Origin of the sequence: Telluria sp. B2 (genome assembly GCF_051789535.1) — a bacterium.
Taxonomy (GTDB): domain Bacteria; phylum Pseudomonadota; class Gammaproteobacteria; order Burkholderiales; family Burkholderiaceae_D; genus Telluria.
Window position 1 is genome coordinate 5418732 of sequence record NZ_CP196525.1, and the last position, 26191, is coordinate 5444922.

Annotated in this window: 21 protein-coding genes, 2 tRNA genes and 4 rRNA genes; 15 read left to right on the plus strand and 12 right to left on the minus strand. The window is 63.2% G+C overall.

The features are described from left to right. The first annotated feature begins 10 nt into the window (after positions 1-10). From ACSUZJ_RS23880 to ACSUZJ_RS23910, 7 genes are all read left to right on the plus strand, one after another. The gene (locus tag ACSUZJ_RS23880) at positions 11-1288 is read left to right on the plus strand and encodes a cobyrinic acid a,c-diamide synthase CobB (RefSeq protein ID WP_499412149.1); all 1278 of its coding nucleotides are present in this window, start codon (positions 11-13) and stop codon (positions 1286-1288) included. Next, a complete protein-coding gene (gene cobU / locus ACSUZJ_RS23885; protein WP_499412151.1) occupies positions 1285-1845 on the plus strand; it encodes a bifunctional adenosylcobinamide kinase/adenosylcobinamide-phosphate guanylyltransferase in 561 nt (186 codons plus the stop codon). The genes ACSUZJ_RS23880 and cobU overlap by 4 nt, the downstream gene beginning before the upstream one ends. Beyond that, positions 1839-2783, plus strand: coding sequence for a CobD/CbiB family cobalamin biosynthesis protein (locus ACSUZJ_RS23890; RefSeq protein ID WP_499412152.1), 945 nt, complete (start codon positions 1839-1841; stop codon positions 2781-2783). The genes cobU and ACSUZJ_RS23890 overlap by 7 nt, the downstream gene beginning before the upstream one ends. After that, positions 2776-3756: a threonine-phosphate decarboxylase CobD gene (gene cobD, locus ACSUZJ_RS23895; RefSeq protein WP_499412154.1), complete on the plus strand. Its 981-nt coding sequence runs from the start codon at positions 2776-2778 to the stop codon at positions 3754-3756. Before ACSUZJ_RS23890 ends, cobD begins: the two co-directional genes overlap by 8 nt. Then, a complete protein-coding gene (locus tag ACSUZJ_RS23900) occupies positions 3753-4631 on the plus strand; it encodes a cobalamin-binding protein (RefSeq protein ID WP_499412155.1) in 879 nt (292 codons plus the stop codon). Before cobD ends, ACSUZJ_RS23900 begins: the two co-directional genes overlap by 4 nt. Continuing rightward, on the plus strand, positions 4628-6088 hold the full coding sequence (locus ACSUZJ_RS23905) for a cobyric acid synthase (protein WP_499412156.1): 1461 nt from the start codon (positions 4628-4630) through the stop codon (positions 6086-6088). Before ACSUZJ_RS23900 ends, ACSUZJ_RS23905 begins: the two co-directional genes overlap by 4 nt. A gap of 94 nt (positions 6089-6182) precedes the next feature. Then, a complete protein-coding gene (locus tag ACSUZJ_RS23910; RefSeq protein WP_499412157.1) occupies positions 6183-6599 on the plus strand; it encodes a DUF2061 domain-containing protein in 417 nt (138 codons plus the stop codon). Between the two features lie 108 nt (positions 6600-6707). On the opposite strand, the gene ACSUZJ_RS23915 is transcribed toward ACSUZJ_RS23910, so the two are convergent. The 12 genes from ACSUZJ_RS23915 to rrf (ACSUZJ_RS23970) all read right to left on the minus strand — a co-directional run bounded on the left by ACSUZJ_RS23915 (position 6708) and on the right by rrf (ACSUZJ_RS23970) (position 18658). Continuing rightward, positions 6708-7016, minus strand: a complete 309-nt coding sequence (locus ACSUZJ_RS23915) for a hypothetical protein (protein ID WP_499412159.1) — start codon at positions 7014-7016, stop codon at positions 6708-6710. A 71-nt stretch (positions 7017-7087) separates the two neighbouring features. Continuing rightward, positions 7088-8119, minus strand: coding sequence for a chemotaxis protein CheB (locus ACSUZJ_RS23920; protein WP_499412160.1), 1032 nt, complete (start codon positions 8117-8119; stop codon positions 7088-7090). A gap of 289 nt (positions 8120-8408) precedes the next feature. Continuing rightward, positions 8409-8521, minus strand: a 5S ribosomal RNA gene (rrf, locus tag ACSUZJ_RS23925). A gap of 117 nt (positions 8522-8638) precedes the next feature. Beyond that, positions 8639-11530 (minus strand): 23S ribosomal RNA (locus ACSUZJ_RS23930). A 243-nt stretch (positions 11531-11773) separates the two neighbouring features. Continuing rightward, a tRNA-Ala gene (locus ACSUZJ_RS23935) sits at positions 11774-11849 on the minus strand. 4 nt (positions 11850-11853) lie between these two features. Then, positions 11854-11930, minus strand: a tRNA-Ile gene (locus ACSUZJ_RS23940). A gap of 80 nt (positions 11931-12010) precedes the next feature. After that, positions 12011-13541, minus strand: a 16S ribosomal RNA gene (locus ACSUZJ_RS23945). Together the 16S, 23S and 5S rRNA genes with 2 tRNA genes alongside form the textbook arrangement of a ribosomal RNA operon. 608 nt (positions 13542-14149) lie before the next feature. After that, positions 14150-16564 carry a penicillin acylase family protein gene (locus ACSUZJ_RS23950; RefSeq protein WP_499412162.1) on the minus strand — a complete coding sequence of 805 codons (2415 nt, stop codon included), beginning with the start codon at positions 16562-16564 and terminating at the stop codon, positions 14150-14152. 174 nt (positions 16565-16738) lie between these two features. Beyond that, positions 16739-17578 (minus strand): M48 family metallopeptidase, encoded by an 840-nt coding sequence (locus ACSUZJ_RS23955; RefSeq protein WP_499412163.1) that lies wholly within the window; start codon positions 17576-17578, stop codon positions 16739-16741. Beyond that, positions 17575-18051: a YbjQ family protein gene (locus ACSUZJ_RS23960; protein ID WP_499412165.1), complete on the minus strand. Its 477-nt coding sequence runs from the start codon at positions 18049-18051 to the stop codon at positions 17575-17577. The genes ACSUZJ_RS23955 and ACSUZJ_RS23960 overlap by 4 nt, the downstream gene beginning before the upstream one ends. A gap of 1 nt (position 18052) precedes the next feature. Beyond that, positions 18053-18367: a YbjQ family protein gene (locus tag ACSUZJ_RS23965; protein ID WP_499412166.1), complete on the minus strand. Its 315-nt coding sequence runs from the start codon at positions 18365-18367 to the stop codon at positions 18053-18055. A 178-nt stretch (positions 18368-18545) separates the two neighbouring features. Then, a 5S ribosomal RNA gene (rrf, locus tag ACSUZJ_RS23970) occupies positions 18546-18658 on the minus strand. 146 nt (positions 18659-18804) lie between these two features. Between rrf (ACSUZJ_RS23970) and ACSUZJ_RS23975 the strand changes: the two genes are divergently transcribed. From ACSUZJ_RS23975 to ACSUZJ_RS24010, 8 genes are all read left to right on the plus strand, one after another. Next, entirely contained in the window at positions 18805-20295 is a 1491-nt protein-coding gene (locus ACSUZJ_RS23975) for a B12-binding domain-containing radical SAM protein (protein WP_499412167.1), read from the plus strand. A gap of 122 nt (positions 20296-20417) precedes the next feature. Beyond that, the gene (locus tag ACSUZJ_RS23980; RefSeq protein ID WP_499412169.1) at positions 20418-21485 is read left to right on the plus strand and encodes an MlaE family ABC transporter permease; all 1068 of its coding nucleotides are present in this window, start codon (positions 20418-20420) and stop codon (positions 21483-21485) included. Positions 21486-21514: 29 nt separating this feature from the next. After that, a complete protein-coding gene (locus ACSUZJ_RS23985; protein ID WP_499412170.1) occupies positions 21515-22369 on the plus strand; it encodes an ABC transporter ATP-binding protein in 855 nt (284 codons plus the stop codon). 1 nt (position 22370) lies between these two features. Further along, complete coding sequence (locus ACSUZJ_RS23990) at positions 22371-23318, plus strand: MlaD family protein (protein WP_499412171.1); 948 nt, start codon at positions 22371-22373, stop codon at positions 23316-23318. Between the two features lie 14 nt (positions 23319-23332). Further along, complete coding sequence (locus ACSUZJ_RS23995; protein WP_499412172.1) at positions 23333-23944, plus strand: ABC-type transport auxiliary lipoprotein family protein; 612 nt, start codon at positions 23333-23335, stop codon at positions 23942-23944. Beyond that, complete coding sequence (locus ACSUZJ_RS24000) at positions 23941-25110, plus strand: VanZ family protein (protein WP_499412174.1); 1170 nt, start codon at positions 23941-23943, stop codon at positions 25108-25110. Before ACSUZJ_RS23995 ends, ACSUZJ_RS24000 begins: the two co-directional genes overlap by 4 nt. Before the next feature lie 51 nt (positions 25111-25161). Then, on the plus strand, positions 25162-25488 hold the full coding sequence (locus ACSUZJ_RS24005; RefSeq protein ID WP_499412175.1) for a (2Fe-2S) ferredoxin domain-containing protein: 327 nt from the start codon (positions 25162-25164) through the stop codon (positions 25486-25488). Positions 25489-25500: 12 nt separating this feature from the next. Continuing rightward, complete coding sequence (locus ACSUZJ_RS24010) at positions 25501-26130, plus strand: alpha/beta hydrolase (protein WP_499412176.1); 630 nt, start codon at positions 25501-25503, stop codon at positions 26128-26130. Positions 26131-26191: the final 61 nt, after the last annotated feature.

The window sequence follows — 26191 nt, forward strand, 5'->3', positions numbered from 1 at the left end:
AGGTGCACGCATGCTCCTGGTAGCGGCGGTCGCATCAAGCCAGGGCAAGACCACCGTGACCGCGGCGCTGGCGCGCAGCCTGGCGCGTGCCGGCCAGCGCGTACGGGTCTTCAAGTGCGGTCCGGATTTCATCGACCCGATGCTACTCGAACGCGCCTGCGGGGCGCCGGTCCACACCCTCGATTTGTGGATGGTGGGGCCCGACGAATGCCGGCGCCGGCTGGGCGAGGCGGCGCGCGAGGCCGACTTCGTGCTGGTCGAAGGCGTGATGGGCCTGTACGACGGGACGCCCTCGGCGGCCGACCTGGCGCGCGAATTCGGCATGCCCGTGCTGGCCGTGATCGACGCCTCGGCCATGGCGCAGACCGCCGGCGCAGTGGCGCGCGGGCTGCGCGACTATGGCCCGGTGCAGTTGGCCGGCGTGGTCGCCAACCGCGTCGCCAGCGCCGGACACGCGCAGATGGTGGCAGGCTCGCTGCGCGACATCCCGCTGCTGGGCTCCCTGCAGCGCCAGGCCCAGCCGCTGCCCGAACGCCACCTCGGCCTGGTGCTGCCGGGAGAGCAACCCCAGATCGACGCTCACCTCGACGAACTCGCCGATGCGCTGCAGCTGGACGAAGCGGCGTGGGAGGCGCTGCCGCGGCTGGCGCCCGAAGCGCCGGAGGGCCCCGTCGTCGAACCGCTGCTGGCCGGGAAGACGATCGCGGTCGCGCGCGACGCCGCCTTCGCTTTCCTGTATCCGGCCAACCTCGACACCCTGCGCATCCTCGGTGCACGCCTGCATTTCTTCTCGCCGCTCGCGGACGAGCCGGTGCCCGACGGCGCCGACGCGGTCTACCTGCCGGGCGGCTATCCGGAACTGCATGCGCAGGCGCTGGCCCAGGCCGGCAACTGGCGCGCCTCGATCAACGCCGTGCACGCGGCGGATGTACCGATTCTCGCCGAATGCGGCGGCATGATGGCGCTCGCCGACGAACTCACCGATCCGGATGGGCGGCGCTGGCCGATGGCCGGATTGTTGCCCGGCGTGGTGCGCATGCAGGCGCGCCTGGCCGGCTTGGGTGCGCAGGCGCTCGATACGCCGGCCGGCCCCTTGCGCGGCCACACCTTCCACTATTCGCGCCTGGAGACCCCGCTGGTCCCGAGCCAGCATACGCTGCGCCATCCGAGCGGCACCCCGGGCGAAGCGGTATACCGGGCCGGTTCGCTGACGGCCTCCTACTTCCACGGCTATTTCGCCTCGAACCCGCAGGCGGTTGCCGGCCTGTTCACGCGGGCGGCGCCATGAGCGCCACCCTGATCATTGGCGGCGCCCGCTCCGGCAAGAGCGCCTTGGCCGAGCGCCTGGCGCACGAATCCGGCAAGGAAGTCGTGTACGTCGCGACCGCCCAGGCCGGCGACGGCGAAATGGGTGCACGTATCGTGCACCATCGCGCGCGCCGGCCCGCGCACTGGCGTACGGTTGAGGAGAGCCTGCTGCTGGCCAGCGTACTGCGCCACGAATGCCGGCCGGATCGCCTGGTGCTGGTCGACTGCCTGACTTTGTGGCTCACCAACCTGATGTTGTCGGGCGAGGAAGCATTGCCGGAGAACGGCGAACTGGTGCTGCCACCTGTTTTCGAGCGCGAGCGTGCCGCCGTTCTCGACCTGCTGGATGCGGGCCTGTCCGGCGAATTGATACTGGTCTCGAACGAAGTCGGCATGGGCATCGTGCCGCTGGGTGCGCTGACGCGCCACTTCGTGGATGAGGCGGGCCGCCTCAACCAGGAAGTTGCGGCGCGGGCCGAACGCGTGATCCTGGTCGCCGCCGGCCTGCCGCTGGTCATGAAGGGGACGCCGTGCTGAGCGGTTTGCAAGCCGCCGACCTGGCCCTGCTGCTGGCGGCGGGCGTCGCGCTCGATTGGCTGCTGGGCGAGGCGCGACGCTGGCATCCGCTGATCGGTTTCGGCCGGATTGCCGGTGCAATTGAAGCGCGCCTGAACGGCGGACGCCTGCGCGTGGCGGCCGGCGCCCTGGCCTGGATGCTGGCCGTGCTGCCCTTGGTCCTGCTTGCATGGTGGCTGGCAGGGGTCGCGGGCATTCTGGTGCACGTCCTGCTGCTGTACTTCTGCCTGGGCCTGCGCAGCCTGCGCGACCATACGATGCCGATCTTGGCGGCCCTGCGCGGCGGCGACCTGCCTGAAGCGCGCCGGCTCACCGGGCGCATCGTCAGCCGCGACACTGACCAGGCCAGCGCCTCGGACCTGGCCAGAGCCGGCGCCGAATCGCTGCTCGAGAACGGCAACGACGCGGTATTCGGCACCCTGTTCTGGTTCCTCGTCGCCGGCGGACCCGGTGCGCTGCTGTTCCGGCTGGCGAACACGCTCGACGCCATGTGGGGCTACCGCAACGCGCGCTTCGATCTGTTCGGCCGTGTCGCCGCCCGCATCGACGACGGTTTGAATTTCATCCCGGCGCGCCTGACCGCGCTCAGCTACGTGCTGCTGGCGCCGCGCGGCGGCCATGTCCGTGCCTGGCGGTGCTGGCGCGCCCAGGCGCCGGCATGGAGCAGCCCGAACGCCGGGCCCGTGATGGCCAGCGGCGCCGGCGCCCTTGGCATCGCACTGGGCGGCGCGGCAAGCTACGCCGGCGTGCTCGAGCAACGGCCCCCGCTCGGCCTTGGCCGCGCCGCGGCCCCGGTCGACATCCTGCGCGCCTGGCGCCTGGTGCTGGCCTCGGCCCTGCTTTGGGTGTGCGTGAGCTGCGTCCTTGCGCTGGCCTTGTATTGGAGCGAGCATGCTTGAACACGGCGGCAACCTGCGCGCAGCGCAGCAGCGCTACGGCCGAGACGACTGGATCGACCTGTCGACCGGGATCAACCCCTGGGGCTATCCGGCCCCGCCCGTGCCTGCGGACGCCTGGCACCGCCTGCCCGAACCGGATCCGGCCCTCGCCGCCGCGGCCTGCGCCTATTACGGCGCGCCGCTGCTGCTGCCGGTCGCCGGCACCCAGGCGGCGATCCAGGCGCTGCCGCGTTTGCGTGCACCCGCGCGCGTGACGGTGTCCGCGCCCTCGTATGCGGAGCACGCCGAGCACTGGGGCAGGCACGGGCACAGTCTGCTCCAGGCGCCCTACGAACGGCTCGACGAGGCGGTCGAGCGCAGCGACGTGGTCGTGCTGTGCAATCCGAACAATCCGACCGGGGCCGTGGTGCCGGCGCCGCAGTTGCGCGACTGGGCGGCGCGCCTTGCCCGGCGCGGCGGCTGGCTGGTGGTCGACGAGGCTTTCGGCGACACCGCGCCCGGCCTGAGCGTGGCCGGCGATTGCGCGCAGCCGGGACTGATCGTGCTGCGCTCGGTCGGCAAGTTCTTCGGCCTGGCCGGCCTGCGCCTGGGCTTCGTCGGCGCCCATCCAAGGCTGCTGGTCGCGTTGGCCGACCTGCTCGGCCCCTGGGCCGTCAGCGGTCCGGCGCAGGCGATCGCGCTGGCGGCGCTGCGCGACCGGGCCTGGCAGGAGGCAACCCTGGCACGTTTGCAGACGGCCGGCGAACGCATGCGCGCCTTGCTGCGCGAGCACGGCATCGATGCGAATGGCACGCCCCTGTTCCACTGGTGGCCGCAGGCGCAGCCCGAAGCATTTCACGAACACCTGGCCAGCCATGGCATCTGGTCCCGCCTGTTCACCGAGGCTGCGCGCGGCATCCGGCTGGGTCTACCCGCCAACGAAGACGAATGGCAGCGCCTTGCGCGCGCACTGGAAGAATGGAGCGAACGATGAAACGAGGGATCCTGCTGGCCTGCCTGCTTCTGGGCCAGACCCTGGGCCAGGCCGCGCACGCCGTCACGGTGAAGGACGACGCCGGCGCGAACGTTACCCTGGCGCGGCCCGCCCTGCGCGTGATCTCGATGGCGCCGCATGTGACCGAAATGCTGTTCGCGGCCGGCGGCGGGGAGCGCGTGGTGGGTGCGGTCGATTACAGCGATTATCCGGAAGCGGCCAGGCGCATCCCGCGCATCGGCTCGAATCGCGAAGTCGACATCGAGCGCATCATGGCCTTGAAACCCGATTTGATCGTGGCCTGGATGCACGGCAGTTCCGAACGCCAGATCGAGATGGTGCGCCAGCTCGGCGTACCCGTCTACCTGAGCGATCCGCAGACCCTGGAAGGCATTCCCGAGAGCCTGCTGCGCCTGGCCCAGCTGATGGGCACCGAGGCGACAGCGCGTCCGGTGGCGGCGGACCTACGCCAGCAACTGGCTGCCCTGCGCAGCCGCTACGCCGGCCGTTCGCCGGTGCGCGCCTTCTACCAGGTCTGGGACAAGCCCTTGTACACGCTGAACGGCAGGCACATCGTCACCGATGCGCTGCGCCTGTGCGGCGGCGAGAACATCTTCCACGAGCTGCCGGTGACGGCGCCGGTGGTCACGCTGGAAAGCGTGCTGCAACGCGATCCCGAAGCCATCTTCGGCACCGCCGAAAAGAACTACGGTGGCGTGAACCTGTGGCGCAAGTACCCGACATTGACGGCGGTGCGCAACGGGAACCTGTTCACGGTCGACGGCAACCTGCTCAACCGCGCAGGCCCGCGCATGATCGCCGGCGCGGCCGTGATGTGCGAAAAACTGGACGCAGCACGCCGCCACCGCAAATGAAGCCCTTCCCTTTCCAGACCTTGATGGTGCAGGGCACGACCTCGGATGCCGGCAAGAGCACGGTCGTGGCCGCGCTGTGCCGGCTGTTGAAACGCGAGGGCGTGCGCGTGGCGCCGTTCAAGCCGCAGAACATGGCCCTGAATAGCGCGGTGACCGCGGACGGCGGCGAGATCGGCCGCGCCCAGGCGCTGCAGGCGATCGCCGCCGGCATCGCGCCGCATACCGACATGAATCCGGTACTGCTGAAACCGTCGAGCGATACCGGCGCCCAGGTCATCATCCACGGGAAGGTGCGCGCCGAGATGAATGCGCGCGACTACCACCAGTACAAGACGGTGGCGATGGCGGCGGTGCTGGAGTCGCACCGCCGGCTGTCTGCACAATACGGATGCATCGTCGTCGAGGGCGCGGGCAGCCCGGCCGAAATCAACCTGCGCGACCGCGACATCGCCAACATGGGTTTTGCGGAGGCCGTCGACTGCCCGGTGATCCTGGTCGCCGACATCGACCGCGGCGGCGTGTTCGCGCACATCGTCGGCACGCTGGCCTGTTTATCAGACAGCGAGCGCGCGCGCATCCTCGGTTTCGTGATCAACCGTTTTCGGGGCGATATCGCCCTGCTGCAGCCGGGACTGGACTGGTTGGAACGCCAAACCGGCAAACCGGTGCTGGCGGTGCTGCCTTACCTGCACGGCCTGTATCTCGACGCCGAGGATGCGGTGCAGCCGGTGCAGAGCGGACGCGGCGCATTCAGGGTCGTGGTGCCGAGCCTGCCCCGCATGAGCAATCACACCGACTTCGACGCGCTGCGCGCGCATCCCGAAGTCGACCTGCGCTTCGTGCGCGAGGGCGAGGCGATTCCGGCTGCGGACCTGGTCATCCTTCCGGGCAGCAAGAATACGCGCGGCGACCTGGCCTGGCTGCGGGCGCAGGGCTGGCATGATGCGATTGCGCGCCACCTGCGCTATGGCGGCAAGCTGATCGGCGTGTGCGGCGGTTTCCAGATGCTGGGGACGCGGGTGAGCGATCCGCACGGCGTCGAAGGCAGTGGCGGCCAATCCGAGGGGCTGGGCCTGCTCGAGCTGGTGACGACGATGACGCGGCACAAGCGCCTGAGCCAGGTCAGCGGCGTCTGCGCTTTCGACGGCAGCGGCGTCCCTGCAGAGGGCTACGAGATCCACATGGGCGAATCGCAGGGCGCAGCGCGCGATCTGCCAGCGTTTCTGATCGATGGGCGGCCGGAAGGCGCCTGCTCGGAGGACGGGCAGATCCTCGGCACCTACCTGCATGGCCTGTTCGACCATCCGGATGCCTGCGCGGCGCTGCTGCGCTGGGCAGGTGCGCAAACAGTCCATCGGGTCGATACCACGGCCTTGCGCGAAGCCAGCCTGGAGCGGCTGGCCGACGCGGCCCGGCCGCTGTTCGACCGCTTGCGATCGTTACGGTCCCTTCGATAGAGTTATCCTATCGATTATTTCAAATCAATCAAATTTACTGCGTGGATGAGAATGACTATCATTTGATCCTGATTGTGAAAACCAGGAGCAGTAAATGATCATCGCAGCAAAACGACTCAGCCAGGTAGCGACCCACATGGGCATCGCTTATGCGCTTGCCTACGCGCTGACCGGCTCGGCGGTGTTCAGTGGCTTGGCGGTCCTGGTGGAGCCGGTAATCAATGTGCTGCTGCTGCCCTTCCACGAGGCGGCCTGGGCAAAGCGGCATGGCAAGGCGCGCGATGCCCGCGCCCGCTACATGTCGCTTGCACTCGAGAAGATCAGTCAGACCGGCCTGCATGCCGGCGTCGCCTTCGGCGTGATGTTCGTGGCGACCGGTTCCTGGGCGATGGGTGGTATCGCTGCGCTGCTCGAACCGATCTGCAATGTCATCGTGCTGCCGCTGCACGACCGCCTCTGGGACAGGCTCGAGCGTGCCGCACAGCCGGCAGGCCAGCTGCGCGCCGCCTGAATCCTGCGGCGCGCATCCCCTCTTCCAGCCATCACGCTGCTTTCCTAACATTCCTGACGCCCTGGCGCTGCGACTGGCGGCCCGGGGCGTCTGTCTTGCTGCAGCCGCTCAGTGGCGGCCGCGGCCGTGCCTCCAGCCACCTCCGCGATGTCCCCATCCGCCGCCACCTCCGCCCCAGCCGTGCGAACGCCACCCATGGTGATGGCCGCGATAGCTGTGGCGGTGCTCGTAGTAGCCGAAACCCAGGTCGAGAGAGACCGGCGGCCCGACGTAGGTCGGGTAGCCATAGGCCGGATAGGAATAATAAGGATCGTAGGCGGCATACGGTGGCGCATATACGGCGCATCCGCCGAGACCGCCGGCCAGGGCCAAGGCAAGGGCGAGGCGTCGTACTGCACGGATACTTCGAGTGTCCATGGCCGTCTCCAAACGCACACTAGCTTTATTCTAGTTCGCGGTCCGGTATTTTCAATGCGAAAGCGTCTGGTTCAGGACGAGCCAATGCGCATGCGCGACGCGATCAGGTCGCGCAACAGCTGCGCATGTTGCCCCGTTTGCTCGGCCTTGACGAGGTATTCATCCTTGAGCTCGCCTGGCTGCTGCTGGCCCCGATATGGACGCAGGGACTGATGCATCTGCCGAAATAATTGTTCCTGTTCGTGCAAGGCCCGTACGGCAGCCCACAATGCTTCCTCGACATTTCCGCATTGCAGTCCCTCGAGCACACTGGCGCTGAAAGCGTGACCTGTATGGCAGCGGTAGCGCAAGGGGCCGGGCTGGCGCATTTCCCAGATGGCGCCACCGCATTCTGGACAAGTCAAGGCGACTCGTGACCCGATCTGATCGAGCTCCTCCATGTCGGCACCTTCGTTGAACATCCGGTTTTCGACGGCAATCAATTTCTGAAGTTCCGCCTCCACACTTTCTGCAGGCGTCTCAAGGGGTGGTGCAGGGCGGCTCACCAGCTCGACCAGTGCCGGCGCAATCTCGTCCACGCTGCAGACGACATCCACGGACGCGTGCCGCAGGGCGCTGGACGGCATGTCCGGCACCTCCGCCGTGCCGGGATCCTGGACTACGGCCGTGCCACCGTAGGCCTTGACCGCCTGCAACCCGACCGTACCGTCATCGAGAAAACCGGACAACAACACTGCGATCACCCCGGCGCCATGCGTTGTGGCCGCCGAACGAAACAGAGGATCGATGGCGGGACGTGAATGGTTTTCCTTGGGGCCGCGCGACAGGCTGGCAAATGCACGCTCCTCGTTCCGCACGATCGTCAGGTGCAGATCCGGCGGCGCGATCAACACCTGCCCGGGAACGAGGGGCTCGCCTTGAACCGCGTGGCGCACGGGTAAGGCGGAGCAGCTTTGCAGCAGGCTGGGCAGTATGCTTTCCCTTGGCCCGATATGCGTGACGATCAGGACAGGTGCTGCGAAATCCGGCGGTAGACTACGCAGGATGACTTTCAAGGCATTGATGCTGCCGGCCGACCCGCCGAACACGACGATTTTGGGCATCGGAATCTATCAGGATGGAAGAAATAGCCAAGCTAACGCAGAACCCGGAAATTCTGCGCGCCAATGAGAAAGCACCTTGTAGGGTGGGGTCTCGACCCCACGCGTTCTGGCTGCTTGATTCTTCCGCGGCTTGGGGCCGTAGGGTGGACATTCGTCGTGCCGGCATGTAGCCGGCCCTACTGTCCACGCGGTCTCACCGGTTGATCGGCCTGCGGCCTGAAGAGAAAACCGGGCGTAGAAAAGCAAAAAACCCCACCGAGATCACTCGGTGGGGTTTTTCCTATAACTAGCCTGACGATAACCTACTTTCACACTGGTTGCAGCACTATCATCGGCGCAAAGTCGTTTCACGGTCCTGTTCGGGATGGGAAGGGGTGGGACCGACTTGCTATGGTCATCAGGCATGACTTGTACGAGTTTCGCTCACCCATGCGAGCGCCACTCTGAATCTGGAAGAAGTATTGGGTAGCCTGTATCAACAAACAGCGCTGTCTCTCGACCTATACCTGCTAAGGTTATAGGGACAAGCCGTACGGGCAATTAGTACTGGTTAGCTTAATGCATTACTGCACTTCCACACCCAGCCTATCAACGTCCTGGTCTCGAACGACCCTTCAAGGAGCTCAAGGCTCCGGGAAATCTCATCTCAAGGCAAGTTTCCCGCTTAGATGCTTTCAGCGGTTATCTCTTCCGAACTTAGCTACCCGGCAATGCCACTGGCGTGACAACCGGTACACCAGAGGTTCGTCCACTCCGGTCCTCTCGTACTAGGAGCAGCCCCCTTCAAATTTCCAACGCCCACGGCAGATAGGGACCAAACTGTCTCACGACGTTTTAAACCCAGCTCACGTACCACTTTAAATGGCGAACAGCCATACCCTTGGGACCGGCTACAGCCCCAGGATGTGATGAGCCGACATCGAGGTGCCAAACTCCCCCGTCGATATGAACTCTTGGGAGGAATCAGCCTGTTATCCCCAGAGTACCTTTTATCCGTTGAGCGATGGCCCTTCCATACAGAACCACCGGATCACTATGTCCTACTTTCGTACCTGCTCGACTTGTCGGTCTCGCAGTTAAGCACGCTTATGCCATTGCACTATTAGCACGATGTCCGACCGTACCTAGCGTACCTTCGAACTCCTCCGTTACACTTTAGGAGGAGACCGCCCCAGTCAAACTGCCTACCATGCACTGTCCCCGATCCGGATAACGGACCAAGGTTAGAACCTCAAACAAACCAGGGTGGTATTTCAAGGATGGCTCCACGGGAACTGGCGTCCCCGCTTCAAAGCCTCCCACCTATCCTACACAGATTGGTTCAAAGTCCAATGCAAAGCTACAGTAAAGGTTCATGGGGTCTTTCCGTCTAGCCGCGGGTAGATTGCATCATCACAAACATTTCAACTTCGCTGAGTCTCGGGAGGAGACAGTGTGGCCATCGTTACGCCATTCGTGCAGGTCGGAACTTACCCGACAAGGAATTTCGCTACCTTAGGACCGTTATAGTTACGGCCGCCGTTTACTGGGACTTCAATCAAGAGCTTGCACCCCATCATTTAATCTTCCAGCACCGGGCAGGCGTCACACCCTATACGTCCACTTTCGTGTTTGCAGAGTGCTGTGTTTTTATTAAACAGTCGCAGCCACCAGTTTATTGCAACCCTTTCGCCCTCACACAGTAAAGTGATCAAGCTACCGGGGCGTACCTTTTCCCGAAGTTACGGTACCAATTTGCCGAGTTCCTTCTCCCGAGTTCTCTCAAGCGCCTTAGAATACTCATCTCGCCCACCTGTGTCGGTTTGCGGTACGGTCTCGTATGACTGAAGCTTAGAGGCTTTTCTTGGAACCACTTCCGATTGCTTCGTGGCGCATGGCCACCCGTCTCGACCCCTTGAATTCCGCGCCCGGATTTGCCTAAGCGCCTTCTATGAGTCAAGAACCAGCTATTCCAACAGCTGGACAACCTTCCGCGATCCGTCCCCCCATCGCATCATACGACGGTGCAGGAATATTAACCTGCTTCCCATCAGCTACGCATCTCTGCCTCGCCTTAGGGGCCGACTCACCCTGCTCCGATGAACGTTGAACAGGAAACCTTGGGCTTACGGCGTGCGGGCTTTTCACCCGCATTATCGCTACTCATGTCAGCATTCGCACTTCTGATACCTCCAGCATCCTTTACAAGACACCTTCGCAGGCTTACAGAACGCTCTCCTACCATATAGATCAAGTGATAAATCACGAGAAATATATCCGCAGCTTCGGTGACTGGCTTAGCCCCGTTACATCTTCCGCGCAGGACGACTCGATCAGTGAGCTATTACGCTTTCTTTAAATGGTGGCTGCTTCTAAGCCAACATCCTGACTGTTTTAGCCTTCCCACTTCGTTTTCCACTTAGCCAATCTTTGGGACCTTAGCTGGCGGTCTGGGTTGTTTCCCTCTTGACGCCGGACGTTAGCACCCGACGTCTGTCTCCCAAGCTCGCACTCATCGGTATTCGGAGTTTGCAATGGTTTGGTAAGTCGCAATGACCCCCTAGCCATAACAGTGCTCTACCCCCGATGGTGATACTTGAGGCACTACCTAAATAGTTTTCGGAGAGAACCAGCTATTTCCAGGTTTGTTTAGCCTTTCACCCCTACCCACAGCTCATCCCCTAATTTTTCAACATTAGTGGGTTCGGACCTCCAGGGCGTGTTACCGCACCTTCATCCTGGCCATGGGTAGATCACCTGGTTTCGGGTCTACACCCAGCGACTGTCGCCCTGTTCGGACTCGATTTCTCTACGGCTCCCCTATTCGGTTAACCTCGCCACTGAATGTAAGTCGCTGACCCATTATACAAAAGGTACGCCGTCACGGATCAAGTCCGCTCCGACTGTTTGTATGCACACGGTTTCAGGATCTATTTCACTCCCCTCCCGGGGTTCTTTTCGCCTTTCCCTCACGGTACTGGTTCACTATCGGTCGATTACGAGTATTTAGCCTTGGAGGATGGTCCCCCCATGTTCAGACAGGATTTCTCGTGTCCCGCCCTACTTGTCGTACGCTTAGTACCACCGTCCGGATTTCGTGTACGGGGCTATCACCCGCTATGGCCAGAGTTTCCAATCTGTTCCACTATCCGATCGACTATCACGTACAGGCTCTTCCCATTTCGCTCGCCACTACTTTGGGAATCTCGGTTGATTTCTTTTCCTGCAGCTACTTAGATGTTTCAGTTCGCCGCGTTCGCTTTGCATGCCTATGTATTCAGCATGCAATGACCCAAAGGGCCGGGTTTCCCCATTCGGAAATCTGCGGATCAAAGTGTGTTTGCTCACTCCCCGCAGCTTATCGCAAGCTACTACGTCCTTCATCGCCTGTAATCGCCAAGGCATCCACCATGTGCACTTATTCGCTTGTCCCTATAACGTTAGCCCCTGCTGACAACAGGGAACGCTACAGGATCAAGAGTACAGCGTTATTGCATGTTTGTTGATACTTTGATTACTACCCTAAGTGTGCTCACTCATCATTTCTGATTCGCTTACACGCTTAAAAAAACTTTACTTCTTCCAGATTGTTAAAGAACGAAAAAACAGTGATCTCGAAAAGATCAAACCTAAACACACGCCGTTGCGCCGCTTACGTTTGTATTCTCAAGAAAGTGGTGGAGGATGACGGGATCGAACCGACGACCCCCTGCTTGCAAAGCAGGTGCTCTCCCAGCTGAGCTAATCCCCCTATGTGGTGGGTCTGGTTGGATTCGAACCAACGACCCCCGCGTTATCAACACGGTGCTCTAACCGACTGAGCTACAGACCCAAACTGTTCTCGTTATTTATTCAACAGTCGATAAGCGTAGGCGCTTGATGCCGAGACTTTCGTCTCCGGTGCTACTCTAGAAAGGAGGTGATCCAGCCGCACCTTCCGATACGGCTACCTTGTTACGACTTCACCCCAGTCACGAATCCTACCGTGGTAAGCGCCCTCCTTGCGGTTAAGCTACCTACTTCTGGTAAAACCCGCTCCCATGGTGTGACGGGCGGTGTGTACAAGACCCGGGAACGTATTCACCGCGGCATGCTGATCCGCGATTACTAGCGATTCCAACTTCACGCAGTCGAGTTGCAGACTGCGATCCGGACTACGATACACTTTCTGGGATTAGCTCCCCCTCGCGGGTTGGCGGCCCTCTGTATGTACCATTGTATGACGTGTGAAGCCCTACCCATAAGGGCCATGAGGACTTGACGTCATCCCCACCTTCCTCCGGTTTGTCACCGGCAGTCTCATTAGAGTGCTCTTGCGTAGCAACTAATGACAAGGGTTGCGCTCGTTGCGGGACTTAACCCAACATCTCACGACACGAGCTGACGACAGCCATGCAGCACCTGTGTTCAGGTTCCCTTTCGGGCACTCCCCGATCTCTCGAGGATTCCTGACATGTCAAGGGTAGGTAAGGTTTTTCGCGTTGCATCGAATTAATCCACATCATCCACCGCTTGTGCGGGTCCCCGTCAATTCCTTTGAGTTTTAATCTTGCGACCGTACTCCCCAGGCGGTCTACTTCACGCGTTAGCTGCGTTACCAAGTTAATTAAAACCCGACAACTAGTAGACATCGTTTAGGGCGTGGACTACCAGGGTATCTAATCCTGTTTGCTCCCCACGCTTTCGTGCATGAGCGTCAGTCTTGACCCAGGGGGCTGCCTTCGCCATCGGTGTTCCTCCACATCTCTACGCATTTCACTGCTACACGTGGAATTCTACCCCCCTCTGCCAGACTCCAGCCTTGCAGTCTCCAACGCAATTCCCAGGTTGAGCCCGGGGATTTCACGTCAGACTTACAAAACCGCCTGCGCACGCTTTACGCCCAGTAATTCCGATTAACGCTTGCACCCTACGTATTACCGCGGCTGCTGGCACGTAGTTAGCCGGTGCTTATTCTTCAGGTACCGTCATTAGCAAGAGATATTAGCTCCTACCGTTTCTTCCCTGACAAAAGAGCTTTACAACCCGAAGGCCTTCTTCACTCACGCGGCATTGCTGGATCAGGCTTGCGCCCATTGTCCAAAATTCCCCACTGCTGCCTCCCGTAGGAGTCTGGACCGTGTCTCAGTTCCAGTGTGGCTGGTCGTCCTCTCAGACCAGCTACTGATCGTCGCCTTGGTGAGCCTTTACCTCACCAACTAGCTAATCAGACATCGGCCGCTCCAAAAGCATGAGGTCTTGCGATCCCCCACTTTCTTCCGTAGAACGTATGCGGTATTAGCGTAACTTTCGCTACGTTATCCCCCACTTCTGGGTACGTTCCGATGTATTACTCACCCGTTCGCCACTCGCCACCAGGCCGAAGCCCGTGCTGCCGTTCGACTTGCATGTGTAAAGCATGCCGCCAGCGTTCAATCTGAGCCAGGATCAAACTCTTCAGTTCAATCTCTGTTTGTTGACTCTTTCGAGTCATCCGCTATCGCTAGCGGAGTCGCTCACTCAAAATACTGACCGTCATCCCATTGCTGAGACAACGTTTAATACTTTGTGCGAACATTTGATATTTTAAGTAATCAGCTGAACAAGTCAGCTGGCACCTTCATCAAACGCCCACACTTATCGACTGTTAATTGTTAAAGAACCGTTGTTCTGTACTGCCTTGCTGCGCTTGCGAATCGTTTTGTTCGTCAGCAGCAGAAGATGAGATTATGCGATGTTTTGCGATACTCGTCAACCCCTCGTTTGCTTCAGCTCAGTTTCCTGAGTTTGCTGTTGCTAGATCAACTACTTGATTTCGTTGAGGTTTGCAGCAGCGGTGAAGCGGGGGCGAACTATAGCAAAAGGGATGGCTGTTCGCAAGTGTCGCCTTAATGCAAGCGATGAGACCGCGTGGACACAGGTGTCCACCCTACGGGGGTAATGCAAGCAGTGACGCTATAAAGGTTTTCGCAGGTCTGCACGCCGTCAGACCGCGGGGGCTCAAGATCCCACCCTAGGTGTGCGACGGTTCGGTCTTGCCGAACCGTCGCACCTTATTACATATAGACTGCCTTACTCCTTCAGGGTCACCCGCGCATAGTTCGGGTCGGCCTTGATCTTTTCAGACGTGAACGGCAGCACCGGCCACTCCTTGCGGGAGTAGACCTGCACCTGGTCCGCATACCAGGGCGACGTCGGATCGACCGACTGGCCGTAGGTCAGCATGGCCTGCGCCACCGGGCCCTGGTCATCGAACGTCACGGTCTGGATATAGCTCTGACCCCAGTGCACGCCCTCGTAGCCGCCGGCGCCCAAGGGGTTGCGCATGGTCAGCGAGTTGTAGGAGCCGTCGATATTGCCGACGCCGCCATGCAGGGCAATCCGCACGCCGTTGCGCGGTTCCACCTGGTAGTCGCCGAGGCGGCCGTCGAGTGGGATGCCGAGCGACTGCAGCTTGGCGGCGGCATTCCTCAGTGCCGTGAGCATCGCGGGAATCGCCGCCGGCGCCACGCCGCTCGGGGTATGCACCGGGTCCGCAGGATTGAAGGGCACCGCCCATTTGTTGGGAATGCCGGCCGCCGAATTCCAGAACTCGCGGAACAGGACTGCGCCGCGGCTGTCGACGTTCACGCGGCGGTCCCAGGAGCCGAGCACGGTGCAGGCCTGGACCACCAGCGCGTCGCCGCTTGCGGCGCAGGCCGGCAGCAGCTCGGGCAGCACCAGCTCGGCCGAGTACAGGCGGTTGGCAAAGGCCAGCTCCTGGATGTCGGCGAGATTGAGCTTGCCTTTCTGCGCCACCATCTGCTCGAGCTGGAGGAAGCCGATCCGCGTGCGCAGGCTCTGCTCGACACCGACGCGGCCATACAGCGGCGAGAAGCCAAGCGGCGCCGGACCGGTCAGGAGCTGCTTTGGATTCGAGAGCCAATAGCTGTCGTTCGAATTGCCGACGTAGTCGGTGCGGATCATCCAGGGCGCCGTGGCCGGCGAGTAGATGCCGGCGGGCGCGCCCGGATCCTGGCCCCAGCCGCAGCTGCTGCGCGAACCGTCGAACAGCAGCGCGGCTTGCAGCAGCAGGCAGCCGTTCGCGAACTTGTCGGCGTTCATGTGCGGCACCACGCTGGCATCGGCATACAGGGCGTTGCCGTTGCGGTCGGCCGCGACCGTGTTCACCCAGGGCAGGCCCACCACCTTGTCGAGCGACGCTTTGATCGCCTGCACGCTGCCGGCGGTGCCGATGCCCAGCCACTGCTCCAGCATGCGGGTGTTGTTGCGGTTCGGGTCGGCCAGCACATAGGCCGCGCTCGAGGTCCAGGTCATGCCCGCTTCCGGCTTGACGATGACCGCGCCCTGCTTGCTGAAATAGAAGGTCTTGCTGCGCTTCTGCACCGAGCCGTCGGCCGTCAGCAGGTCGACCGTCACCGTCTTGTTCGTCATCTTCTGGCGTTCGCCATCGACCAGGTAGGTCGTGCCCGTGGCGTCACCCGGATCCAGCGCCAGCCGGAAGGTGGTGAAGTGAATGGCCGTGGTGACGGTATGGCTCCAGGCGATGTCCTTGTTGAAACCGATGACGATCGCGGGCACGCCGCCGATGATCACGCCCATCGCGTCATAGCGGCCCGGCACGGTCAAGTGCGCCTGGTAGAAGCGGTCAGTGGTGGTCCAGGGATAATGCGGATTACCCAGCAGCAGGCCGCGGCCGCTGCCTGATAAATCCTTGCCGACCGCCAGCGCATTGCTGCCGATGCCCTGCGTGTTGAGCTTGTCGAGGCGCGCCAGCATGAAGCCGGGGTCGAACTTGCGCGGCGCGGCCTTGGCCAGGCTCACCGGACTGCCTGGCGTGCGCCCGGCGGCGACGAATTCTTTCGAGAACACCTGGCCTGAGGCGTGCAGGGCCTTTTCCGCCATCACCAGGTACATGTCGTCGAGCGTGATCGGACGCACCCATTTGGCATTCGCGCAGGCGGCCGGGAGCTTGCCGGTGTAATCCTTCAGGTAGCGGTTATAGCCCTCGACATAGCCCTCGAGGATGTCGCGCGGTTCCTGGGCGCCGGCGGCATAGTTGGCGCGCAGCTGATCAAGGTCGAGATAGCCCTTGAAGAAGAAGTCGCTGTCCTCGTTCTTCAGGTCCATGAAGCCGCTGGCGGCGCCGTATTCGTCGGCAGTGCGCTTCGGTGCGCGCGCTTCGCCGCCGAAGAACAGCGAACGCTCGCCGCGCACCGTCAGCAGCGAGTCGGCGAACATGCAGATATTGTCCTGGGCATAGGCATAGGCCAGCCCGTAGCCGAGACTGCGGAAATCGTCGGCGCGCACATGCGGCACGCCATGCGTGGTGCGGGCCAGCTCGACATTGATGCGCGAGGCCGTTTCTGGCGGTGGCGGCGCGGCCTCGTCATCGTCGTCGCGGTGACAGGCGCCCAGGCTCAGGGCAAGGGAGAGTGCAAGGATGAGTCGGCGCGATACGGGAGCCGCGCTGTTGCTACGCTTCATATGGACGCTTTCTGCGGCTGCAGCCGCGTGACCGGATGGGTGGAAAGTGAACCTTCATGGAGCAGGCCTGCTCCAAATTGATGCGGAGATACAGTTTGCATGCTGGCATGACCATTACAAACTAGTCAAGTTGATGGGCTCGCTTCAGCGCGGCTGTCGTCGCACCTGTCGTTTTTATGGTGAGCCCGCACGCCTGGCCTGCTTCGGGAGGGCCAGCGGCGTCAGGGCGCCGGTTTTCATCCCGGCCTGCGCAGTCATGGCCTGCAGCGCCGCGATGCGCGCCTGCAGCGCTGGATGGGAAGCGAAATAATGCGAACCCGGCAGGGGGGCGCCCCCCTTTTTCGCGAGCGCCTCGAAGAACTCGGTGGCGCCGCCGGCGTGGCCATAGCGGCAGGCGAGCACTCGCAGCGCCAGCGCGTCGGCAGCCGACTCGCGCGCCTGCGAATACCTGGCTTCGCCCAATTGGAGCACCGGCGCCAGCACGCTCGCCAGGCTTGACGTGTCGCCGCTGACCAGGGCCGCCAGGCCGTACAGGACGATGCCCCGCCCCAGCGCGCGCAAATGGTCGCGATGGGCCAGGTGCGCCAGTTCATGCGCCAGCACGAAGGACAGGCCGTTCTCGGACCGCACCTGCCCGAGCAGGCCGGTAAACACGTAGATCGTCCCGCCGGGCACGACGAACGCGTTCGGCGTCGTCGAGCGGGTCAGGCGCACCGTTGCCGGACCCTGCAGGCCGGCGCAGCCGCGCAGGCTGTCGACCAGCGCCTGCAACTGCGCTTCGCGCGCGTCGTCTTTCAATGGAACGGCGGGCGTCTTTTCCGCAACGATGCGTGTGAGCGCGGCTTCGGTCGCGCTATCCATGCGGTCGACCACGGCATCGACCAGCAGGCCCAGCAGGAAAAAACCGAGCAGCGCCAGCGCCGCCAGCCCTGCCAGAATTTTCAGGAAATCCTTGAGTGGATGCTCCTGGCTGACGTTGTCGTTATGGCCGGGCAGCGACGGCTGGTATTTCATGCACCGGACGCCTCGGTGCGAGTGTCGGCGTAATACAGCGCGGTGGCGAAGGCGAAGACCTCGACGGAGCCGATACCGCCTTGGGTGTTCTTCGACAGGGCCGCCGTTTCCAGGCGCAGATTGACGATCTCGTGCGCCTCCGGGCAGCTTTCCTTCAGGCGCAGCACGGCTTCGCGCTTGGCGCGGTCGAGCAGGCTCTCATACGACTTGACCGGGCCGCCGACGACCGTGCGCAAAGCCGCGGCGGCGCGCTTGAAATAGTCGACCGAGACCACGACGCTGCCGCCGACCAGCTCGCAGCGCGCAACCTGCCCCGACAGCACCGGCTGCCTGCTTGCCGTGGCCGGCAGGTGCAGCAACGCCTTCTCGCGCGCGTGGATCGAATCGTAGTGCTGCTTTTCGATGATCCGCCCGCAGAAGAAGCCGAACACGATGGGCAGGCCCCAGAACAGGAGCAGGAAAAGGATTTCCATCTCAGGCGACCGTGACCGCGGTACCGTAGACATAGATCTCGGCGGCGCCCGCAGCCACCGAGGAAGTCGAAAAGCGCACGTTGACGATGGCATTCGCGCCCATCTGCCGGGCCTGTGCCTTCATGCGCTCGACCGCCTGCTCGCGCGATTCTTCCAGCAGCTCCGTGTAGCCGCGCAGTTCGCCGCCGACGATGTTCTTCAGGCCGGCCATGATGTCGCGGCCCACGTGCTTGGCGCGTACCGTGCTGCCGGAAACGACGCCGTGGCTGGCGGTGATCGTCTTGCCGGGAATGGTTTCGATATTGCTGAGGAACATGATCTGCTTTCATGAAAAATCGCCGAACATGCATTTTATGCATGATCATTTGATAGTTTCAATTCGGAAAGCATAAAGCCCCGGCGCTTGATGACGCGATGCGATCTATATCAACAGGCGAAAAAAAACCGCTCAAGATCTCTTGAGCGGTTTTCGTTTTGCTTCCTACATATAACTAGCCTGACGATAACCTACTTTCACACTGGTTGCAGCACTATCATCGGCGCAAAGTCGTTTCACGGTCCTGTTCGGGATGGGAAGGGGTGGGACCGACTTGCTATGGTCATCAGGCATAACTTGCTGGAAAACTGTTCCACAACTGGGCAACAGGCTTCCTGAATTCCGGGGCGTATTCTAACAGGCAACATCACACAACACCAGAGCCGGCAAGCGCCCCAGCGCGTAAAATGGCTGTTTTGCTTCATTTGCCGCCTGCCATGACCATCCTGCTGACCACCCTGAACGCCCGCTACGCCCATGCATCGCTGGGCCTGCGCTACCTGCTGGCGAACATGGGGCCGCTCCAGGCCGAGACCGAACTGCAGGAATTCGTCATCGGCGCCAAGACCACCGAGGTGGTCGAGCGCCTGCTGGCGCGCCGGCCGCGCATCGTCGGCTTCGGCGTCTACATCTGGAACGTCGAAGAGACGACAAAAATCGTCGCCATGCTCAAGCGCGTCGCGCCCGAGGTGACGATCGTGCTCGGCGGGCCCGAGGTCTCGTTCGAAACGAACGAGCAGGAAATCTGCCGCCTGGCCGATTACGTCGTCACCGGCTGGGGCGACGTGACCTTCCCCAAGCTGTGCGCCGAGATCCTGCACGGCCCCAAGCCACTCATGAAAGTGCATGCGGGCGTGCAGCCGCCGATGGCGGAGATCGCCCTGCCCTACTCTTTATATGGCGCGCAGGACATCGCGCACCGCACGATCTACGTGGAAGCCTCGCGCGGCTGCCCTTTCAAGTGCGAGTTCTGCCTGTCCTCGCTCGACAAGACCGCCTGGCCCTTCCCGCTGGACGACTTCCTGGCGCAGCTGGAAGACCTGTACCGCCGCGGCGCGCGCCTGTTCAAGTTCGTCGACCGCACCTTCAACCTGAACGTCAAGACCAGCCAGCGCATCATGCAGTTCTTCCTGGATAAGCTGGCGGCCAACCCGGACGATCCGGTCTACGCCCACTTCGAGCTGGTGCCCGACCACCTGCCGGAAGCGCTGAAGGAAACCATCGCCCAATTCCCGGCCGGCGCGCTGCAGTTCGAGATCGGCATCCAGAGCTTCAACCCGGAAGTGCAGGCCCTGGTCAGCCGCAAGCAGAACAACGAGAAGGCGGCCGACAACATCCGCTGGCTGTGCACGCAATCGCAGGCCCACCTGCACGTGGACCTGATCGCCGGCCTGCCGGGCGAGGACATCGCCAGCTTCGCGCGCGGCTTCGACCAGCTGGTCGGTCTCGGCGCGCACGAGATCCAGTTCGGCATCCTGAAGCGGCTGCGCGGCACGCCGATCATCCGCCACACCGGGCCATTCAAGATGGTCTACGATCCTTATCCACCCTATACGGTGCTGGCGACCAGCCTGATCGATTTCCCGGCCATGCAGCGCCTGGTGCGTTTCGCGCGCTACTGGGACCTGGTGGCCAATTCCGGCCGCTTCGCCAACACGGTCAAGGAACTGCTGGGCGCGCGTCCTTTTGAAAACTTCATGGCCTTCTCGGACTGGATATATACCAGGACCGACGCCACCCACCGCATCGCGCTCGACCGCCTGGCCAAACTGGTGGCCGAGTGGCTGGTCATGACCGGCCTGACGCAGGAAGGGGCAGCCGCCCTGCTGGCGAGCGATTACGCCGGCAATGTCGACGGCGCGCACAAGAAAGCGGCGGCCCAGCCGGTGGCGGCGCCGGCGCGTCAGGTACGCCATCTTGCGGCCTGAGCACTCTACAGGAGCGCCAATATGCAAAGCCGGCCAATTCCTTTTACACTGCAATAATGCAGATTGATAAACCGCCAATATTAACCATCCAGAAATCCGCCGGCGGCGCGGCGCAATCTGTCATGGTGAGCGGTGTCTGGCAGGTCAGCGTCCTCACCCAGTGCGGCCTGCTCAAGGGGATCAACCGCACGCTGGCCAGCCTGAAGAAACAGTCCGGGCTGGCATGGGACCTGACCGAAGTGGACAGCATCGACCACATCGGCGCCCAGATGTTCTGGAACGCCTGGGGCAAGAAGCGCCCCGCCCAGCTGCGTCTCGACCCGCGCCAGGAAGAACTGTTCAACCGTATCGAGAGCGCCAGCCAGAAAAGCCTGCCGCGCACCCGCGTGAGCGCGCTGAACTGGATCATCGTGCTGGGCCAGGGCCTGCTCACCTTCTTCGAACACCTGCATGGCTTCGTCGCCCTGATCGGGCGCCTGGTGCAGGACCTCGGGCGCTTCATCCGCCGCCCGAACACGGGTCCCTGGCGCGAGATCTCGGCCAACATCTATCACTCCGGCTTCCAGGCGCTGGGCATCACCGCCCTGGTGGGCTTCCTGATCGGCGTGGTGCTCTCTTACCTGTCGGCCCAGCAGCTGCGCATGTTCGGCGGCGATATCTACCTGGTCAACATCCTCGGCATGAGCGTGATCCGCGAGCTCGGGCCGCTGCTGGCGGCAATCCTGGTCGCCGGCCGTTCCGGTTCCTCGATCACGGCGCAATTGGGCGTGATGCGCGTGACCGAAGAACTCGACGCCATGCTGGTGATGGGCATCTCCCACGGCTACCGCCTGATCATGCCGAAGGTGATCGCGCTGGCCGTCTCGATGCCGCTGCTGGTGGTCTGGACCGACGCCATGGCCCTGATCGGCGGCATGGCCTCGGCCAAGCTGGAGCTGGGCCTGTCCTTCCGCTACTTCCTGCAAAAGCTGCCGGATGCGGTGCCGCTGGTGAACTACACGATCGGCCTGTTGAAAGGGATGACCTTCGGCGTGCTGATCGCCCTGGTGTCCTGCCACTTCGGCCTGCGCATCAAGCCGAACACCGAAAGCCTGGGACGCGGCACCACCACCTCGGTGGTCACGGCCATTACGGTGGTGATCCTGGCCGACGCCGTGTTCGCCATCATCTTCAGCGGGGTGGGCTTCTGATGCAGATGGAGAAAAAATCGGATGACAAGATGGACAGCACTGCGCGCCGCCAGCGCCTGAACCGCAGGCCGGAAGAGGACGTCGGCCCGCCGGTGGTCGAGATCCGCAACCTGTGGACCAAGTTCGGCAAGACCGTCGTGCACCAGGACCTGAACCTGGAAATCTACTCGGGCGAGATCCTCTCGATCGTCGGCGGGTCCGGCACCGGCAAGACCGTGCTGCTGCGCCAGATGCTGGGACTGGAACGCCCCACGCGCGGCTGCGTGCGCGTGTTCGGCGAGGACATCAGCGCGGCCGGTCCCGAGCAGCTGCAGCAGATGCGCAACCACTGGGGCATGCTGTTCCAGCAAGGTGCGCTATATTCGGCCCTGACGGTCTTCGACAACATCGCCCAGCCGATGCGCGAACTGCGCGCCCTGCCGGAAGACGTGATCCGCGACGCGGTGCTGCTCAAGATGGACATGGTGGGCCTGGGGGCGGAACACGCCAACAAGATGCCGTCCGACCTGTCGGGCGGGATGGTCAAGCGCGCCGCGCTGGCGCGCGCCCTGGCGCTGGAACCGCGCCTCCTGTTCCTGGACGAGCCGACCGCGGGGCTGGACCCCGACTTGTCGGATGCCTTCGTGGCCCTGATCCAGGCCCTGCACCGCGAACTGAAACTGACCGTGGTGATGGTGACCCACGACCTCGACACGCTGTTTGCGCTTTCCTCGCGCATCGCGGTCCTGGCCGAGAAGCACGTGCTGGCGCTCGGACCGTCGCGCGACGTGCTGCGGGTCGACCATCCCTTCATCAAACATTTCTTCCTCGGCCCGCGCGGCCGCCGGGCCCTCGAGGTGCTCGACGAACGCGACGAGGCGGCGGAGGACGAAGCGAAGGAGTGACATGGAAAACCGATCGTATGCCCTCATGACAGGCGTGTTCACGATCGCCCTGCTGGTGGCGACCGTGCTCGCGGGCCTCTGGCTCAACCGCGACAAGACCGAACTGACGCCCTACGAGATCGTCACCACCCAGTCGATTCCCGGCCTGAACCCGCAGGCCACGGTGCGCTACCGCGGCCTGGAGGTAGGGCGCGTCGACGAGATCGTGTTCGATCCCAAGGTCACCGGCCAGATCCTCATCAGGATGTCGGTCGAGGAAGGCTCGCCGATCACCACCACCACCTTCGCATCGCTCGGCTACCAGGGCGTGACGGGCATCGCCTTCATCCAGCTCGACGACGACCGCACCGGCTCGCCCCTGCTCAAGACCGACCCCGACCATGTGGGGCGCATCCCATTGCGCCCGGGCCTGCTCGACCAGCTGGAAAAGCGCGGCCTGGCCATCCTCGACCGCACCGAAGAAATCACCACGCGCATCAACAACCTGATGAGCGACGAGAACCAGAAGACCATCATCGGCGCCTTCGACAACATCAGCAAGGCCGCCGCCGCCTACGGCGAGATCCCGCAGCGCCTGGGCCCGACGATCGACAAGCTGCCGCGCCTGGCCGACAAGCTCGAAGGCAGCCTGGAATCCTTCGACACCTTTGCCGACAGCGCCACCGCCACGGTGAAGAACTATGACCGCCTGGCCACCGGCCTGCAGGCGCCGGACGGCCCACTGAACCGCCTGAACGACGCCATCGGTTCGCTGCAGGGCGTGACCTCCGACCTGGAAGCGGAAACCCTGCCGCACGTGGTGCGCATGACGGACGAGGCGCGCACGGCGCTGCGCTCGGTGCGCCGCACGGCGGACTCGCTCTCGGACCGCCCGCAGGGCATCCTGTTCGGCGCGCCGGACGCCCAACCCGGCCCCGGCGAACCGGGCTTCGTCGCCCCGACCAAATGAGGACCCCCACCACCATGACTTCGTCCCGCATCCTCGGCGCCGCCGCCCTTGCCCTGACCCTGGCCGGCTGCGGCACCAGCAGGCCTTCCGCCAACAACACCCAGTTCGACTTCGGCCCGCTCGGTGCGCCGGCCACCCAGGCGGCGCAGGCGCCGCTGGCGGCGATTGTCGTGATGGACGCGACCGGCTCGCCCGCGCTCGAGAACGAACGCATGATGTACCGCCTGAACTACGCCGATCCGCTGCAGGCGCGCACCTATGCCAACAGCCGCTGGAGCGCGAATCCCCTGATGCTGGTGACCCAGCGCGTCAAGGCGCGCCTGGCCCAGGCCGGCGTGAAGGTGCTGTCGGCAACCGACACCACCACCGGCGTGCCGATCATGCGCATCGAGGTCGACGAATTCACCCACGCCTTCTCCAGCGCCAGCCAGAGCGAGGGCCAGCTGGTGCTGCGCGCGTCCGTGTTCCGCGGCCATGTCCTGCTCGACCAGAAGACCTTCAGTCGCAGCGCCCCGGCGCCGAGCGCGGACGCCGCCGGCGGCGTGCGGGCGCTGGCGGCCAGCCTGGACGGCGCCAGCGCCGACATCCTCGCCTGGCTAGCCGGCATCGATACCCGAGCACGATGACAAAACAGGAAGTCAACGGGACAGCCGACCATGACTTGCCGGAAGCCGCCCCGCGCCGCGGTTCGCCCGTGGCGCGCGCGGCGCTGCTGGCCTACCTGCTCCTGATCGTCTACGCCAGCTGGTATCCCTTTACCGGCTGGCGCAGCAATGGCCTGCCGCTGCTGTCCTTCCTGAACCTGGTCAAGCAGCGCTACTGGACCGGCTTCGACGTGATGGTCAACATCGTCGGCTACGTGCCCCTGGGCGTGCTGCTGGTGCTGGCCCTGTACCCCTTCGTGCGCGGGATCTGGGCGGCGCTGCTGGCGACCATCCTCGGCATCCTGGTGTCGGGCACGATGGAGGCGGTGCAGAACTACCTGCCGAGCCGCGTGCCCTCGAACCTCGATTTGCTCACCAACTCGGCCGGCGCCTTCATCGGCGCCTGCATCGGACCGCTGCTGGCGCGCGGCCTGCTCCAGGAAGGCCGCCTGAACCGCCTGCGGCGGCGCTGGTTCGCCCCGCACGCGAGCCAGGGCCTGGTGCTCCTCGCCTTGTGGCCGCTGGCCCAGATCTACCCGCAGAGCTTCCTGTTCGGCCACGGCCAGGTGCTGCCGATGGTATCCGGCTGGCTGTCGAACCTGTTCGATGAAGACATCGACCTGGTCGCCATGCTGCGCCCGGGTCCGGCGATGAGCGTCGAGCAGTACTGGCTGTCCGAGACCATCATCACCGCCTGCGGCATGACCGGCGCGGCCTTGACCCTGCTGTGCCTGCTGCGCCGGGGCGCGCCGCGCTACACCCTGGTGCTGCTGATGCTGGGCGCGGCCCTGGTCACCAAGACCCTGGCCAGTTCGCTGCTGTTCCGGCCCGACAATGCCTTCGTCTGGGTCACGCCCGGCGCCGAGGGCGGCTTCCTGATCGGCCTGATCATGCTGGCGGGTCTCGCCTTCGCGCCCCAGCTGGCGCAGCGCCGGCTGGCCGTGGTCACGCTCGTGCTGAGCCTGATCGTGGTGAACACGATTCCGGCCAACCCCTATTTCACTTCCACCCTGCAGGGCTGGGTGCAGGGTAAATTCCTGAACTTCAATGGCGCGGCCCAGTTCCTCTCGATGAGCTGGCCGTTTCTTGCACTCTGGTTCCTGCTGCTTCCCTCGCACAAGCTGAATCGGCATGAGGGACGGCACTGACCCGGAACGCGTATCATTGCGCATGGCCATCCTGCATTGAACGAGACCGATATGAACGACGAAAAACCCTTCTACGAACACCACGTCTTCTTCTGCATGAACGTGCGCGAAGGCGAGAATTGCCGCCAGAGCTGCGGCAAGGCCGGCGCCGAGGTTGCGCAGAAGCATGCCAAGAAGCGTATCAAGCAGCTCGGCCTGAATCAGCCGGGCAAGGTCCGCATCAACCAGGCCGGCTGCCTCGAGCGCTGCGAAGAGGGCCCGGTCGTGGTGATCTACCCGCAGGGAACCTGGTACACCTATGTCGACACCGCCGACATCGACGACATCATCGACACCCACATCCTCAAAGGCGAGGTCGTCGAGCGCCTGAAGATCTGACCCTGTATTTACATGAACAAGTTTTCGAAAAAGTTTTACCTGACCGGCCACGCCGGCAAGATGGAATGCCTGCTCGACCTGCCGGAAGAGGCGCCGCGCGGCATCGCGCTGGTGGCCCATCCGCATCCGCTGTACGGCGGCACGATGGAAAACAAGGTCACGCAGACGCTGGCGCGCACTTTTGTTACGCTCGGCTATGCGACCGCGCGCTTCAACTTCCGCGGCGTCGGCGAGTCCGAGGGCGAGCACGACCGCGGCCACGGCGAAGTCGACGACATGCAGGTCATGCTGGACCACATGCAGGAACAGTATCCGGGCCTGCCGGTCGCGCTGTCGGGTTTCTCTTTCGGCACCTTCGTGCAGGCGCAGCTGCAGGCGCGCCTCGCGGCCGAGGGCAAGTCGGTCGAGCGCATGGTGCTGGTCGGCACCGCTGCCGGCAAGTGGCCGATGCCGGCGGTGCCCGAAGACACCATCCTGATCCACGGCGAGCAGGACGACACCATCACGCTGCAAATGGTGTTCGACTGGGCGCGGCCCCTGGAAATCCCGGTGATCGTGATCCCCGGCGCCGACCACTTCTTCCACCGCCGCCTCAATCCGATCAAGAACCTCGTCATCCAGATGTGGCGCCGCGACAATTAAGCTTGTATTAAGGCTGCGTGAAGACTGTACTGTTGGCGGCGGCACTGGCCTATAATTAGGC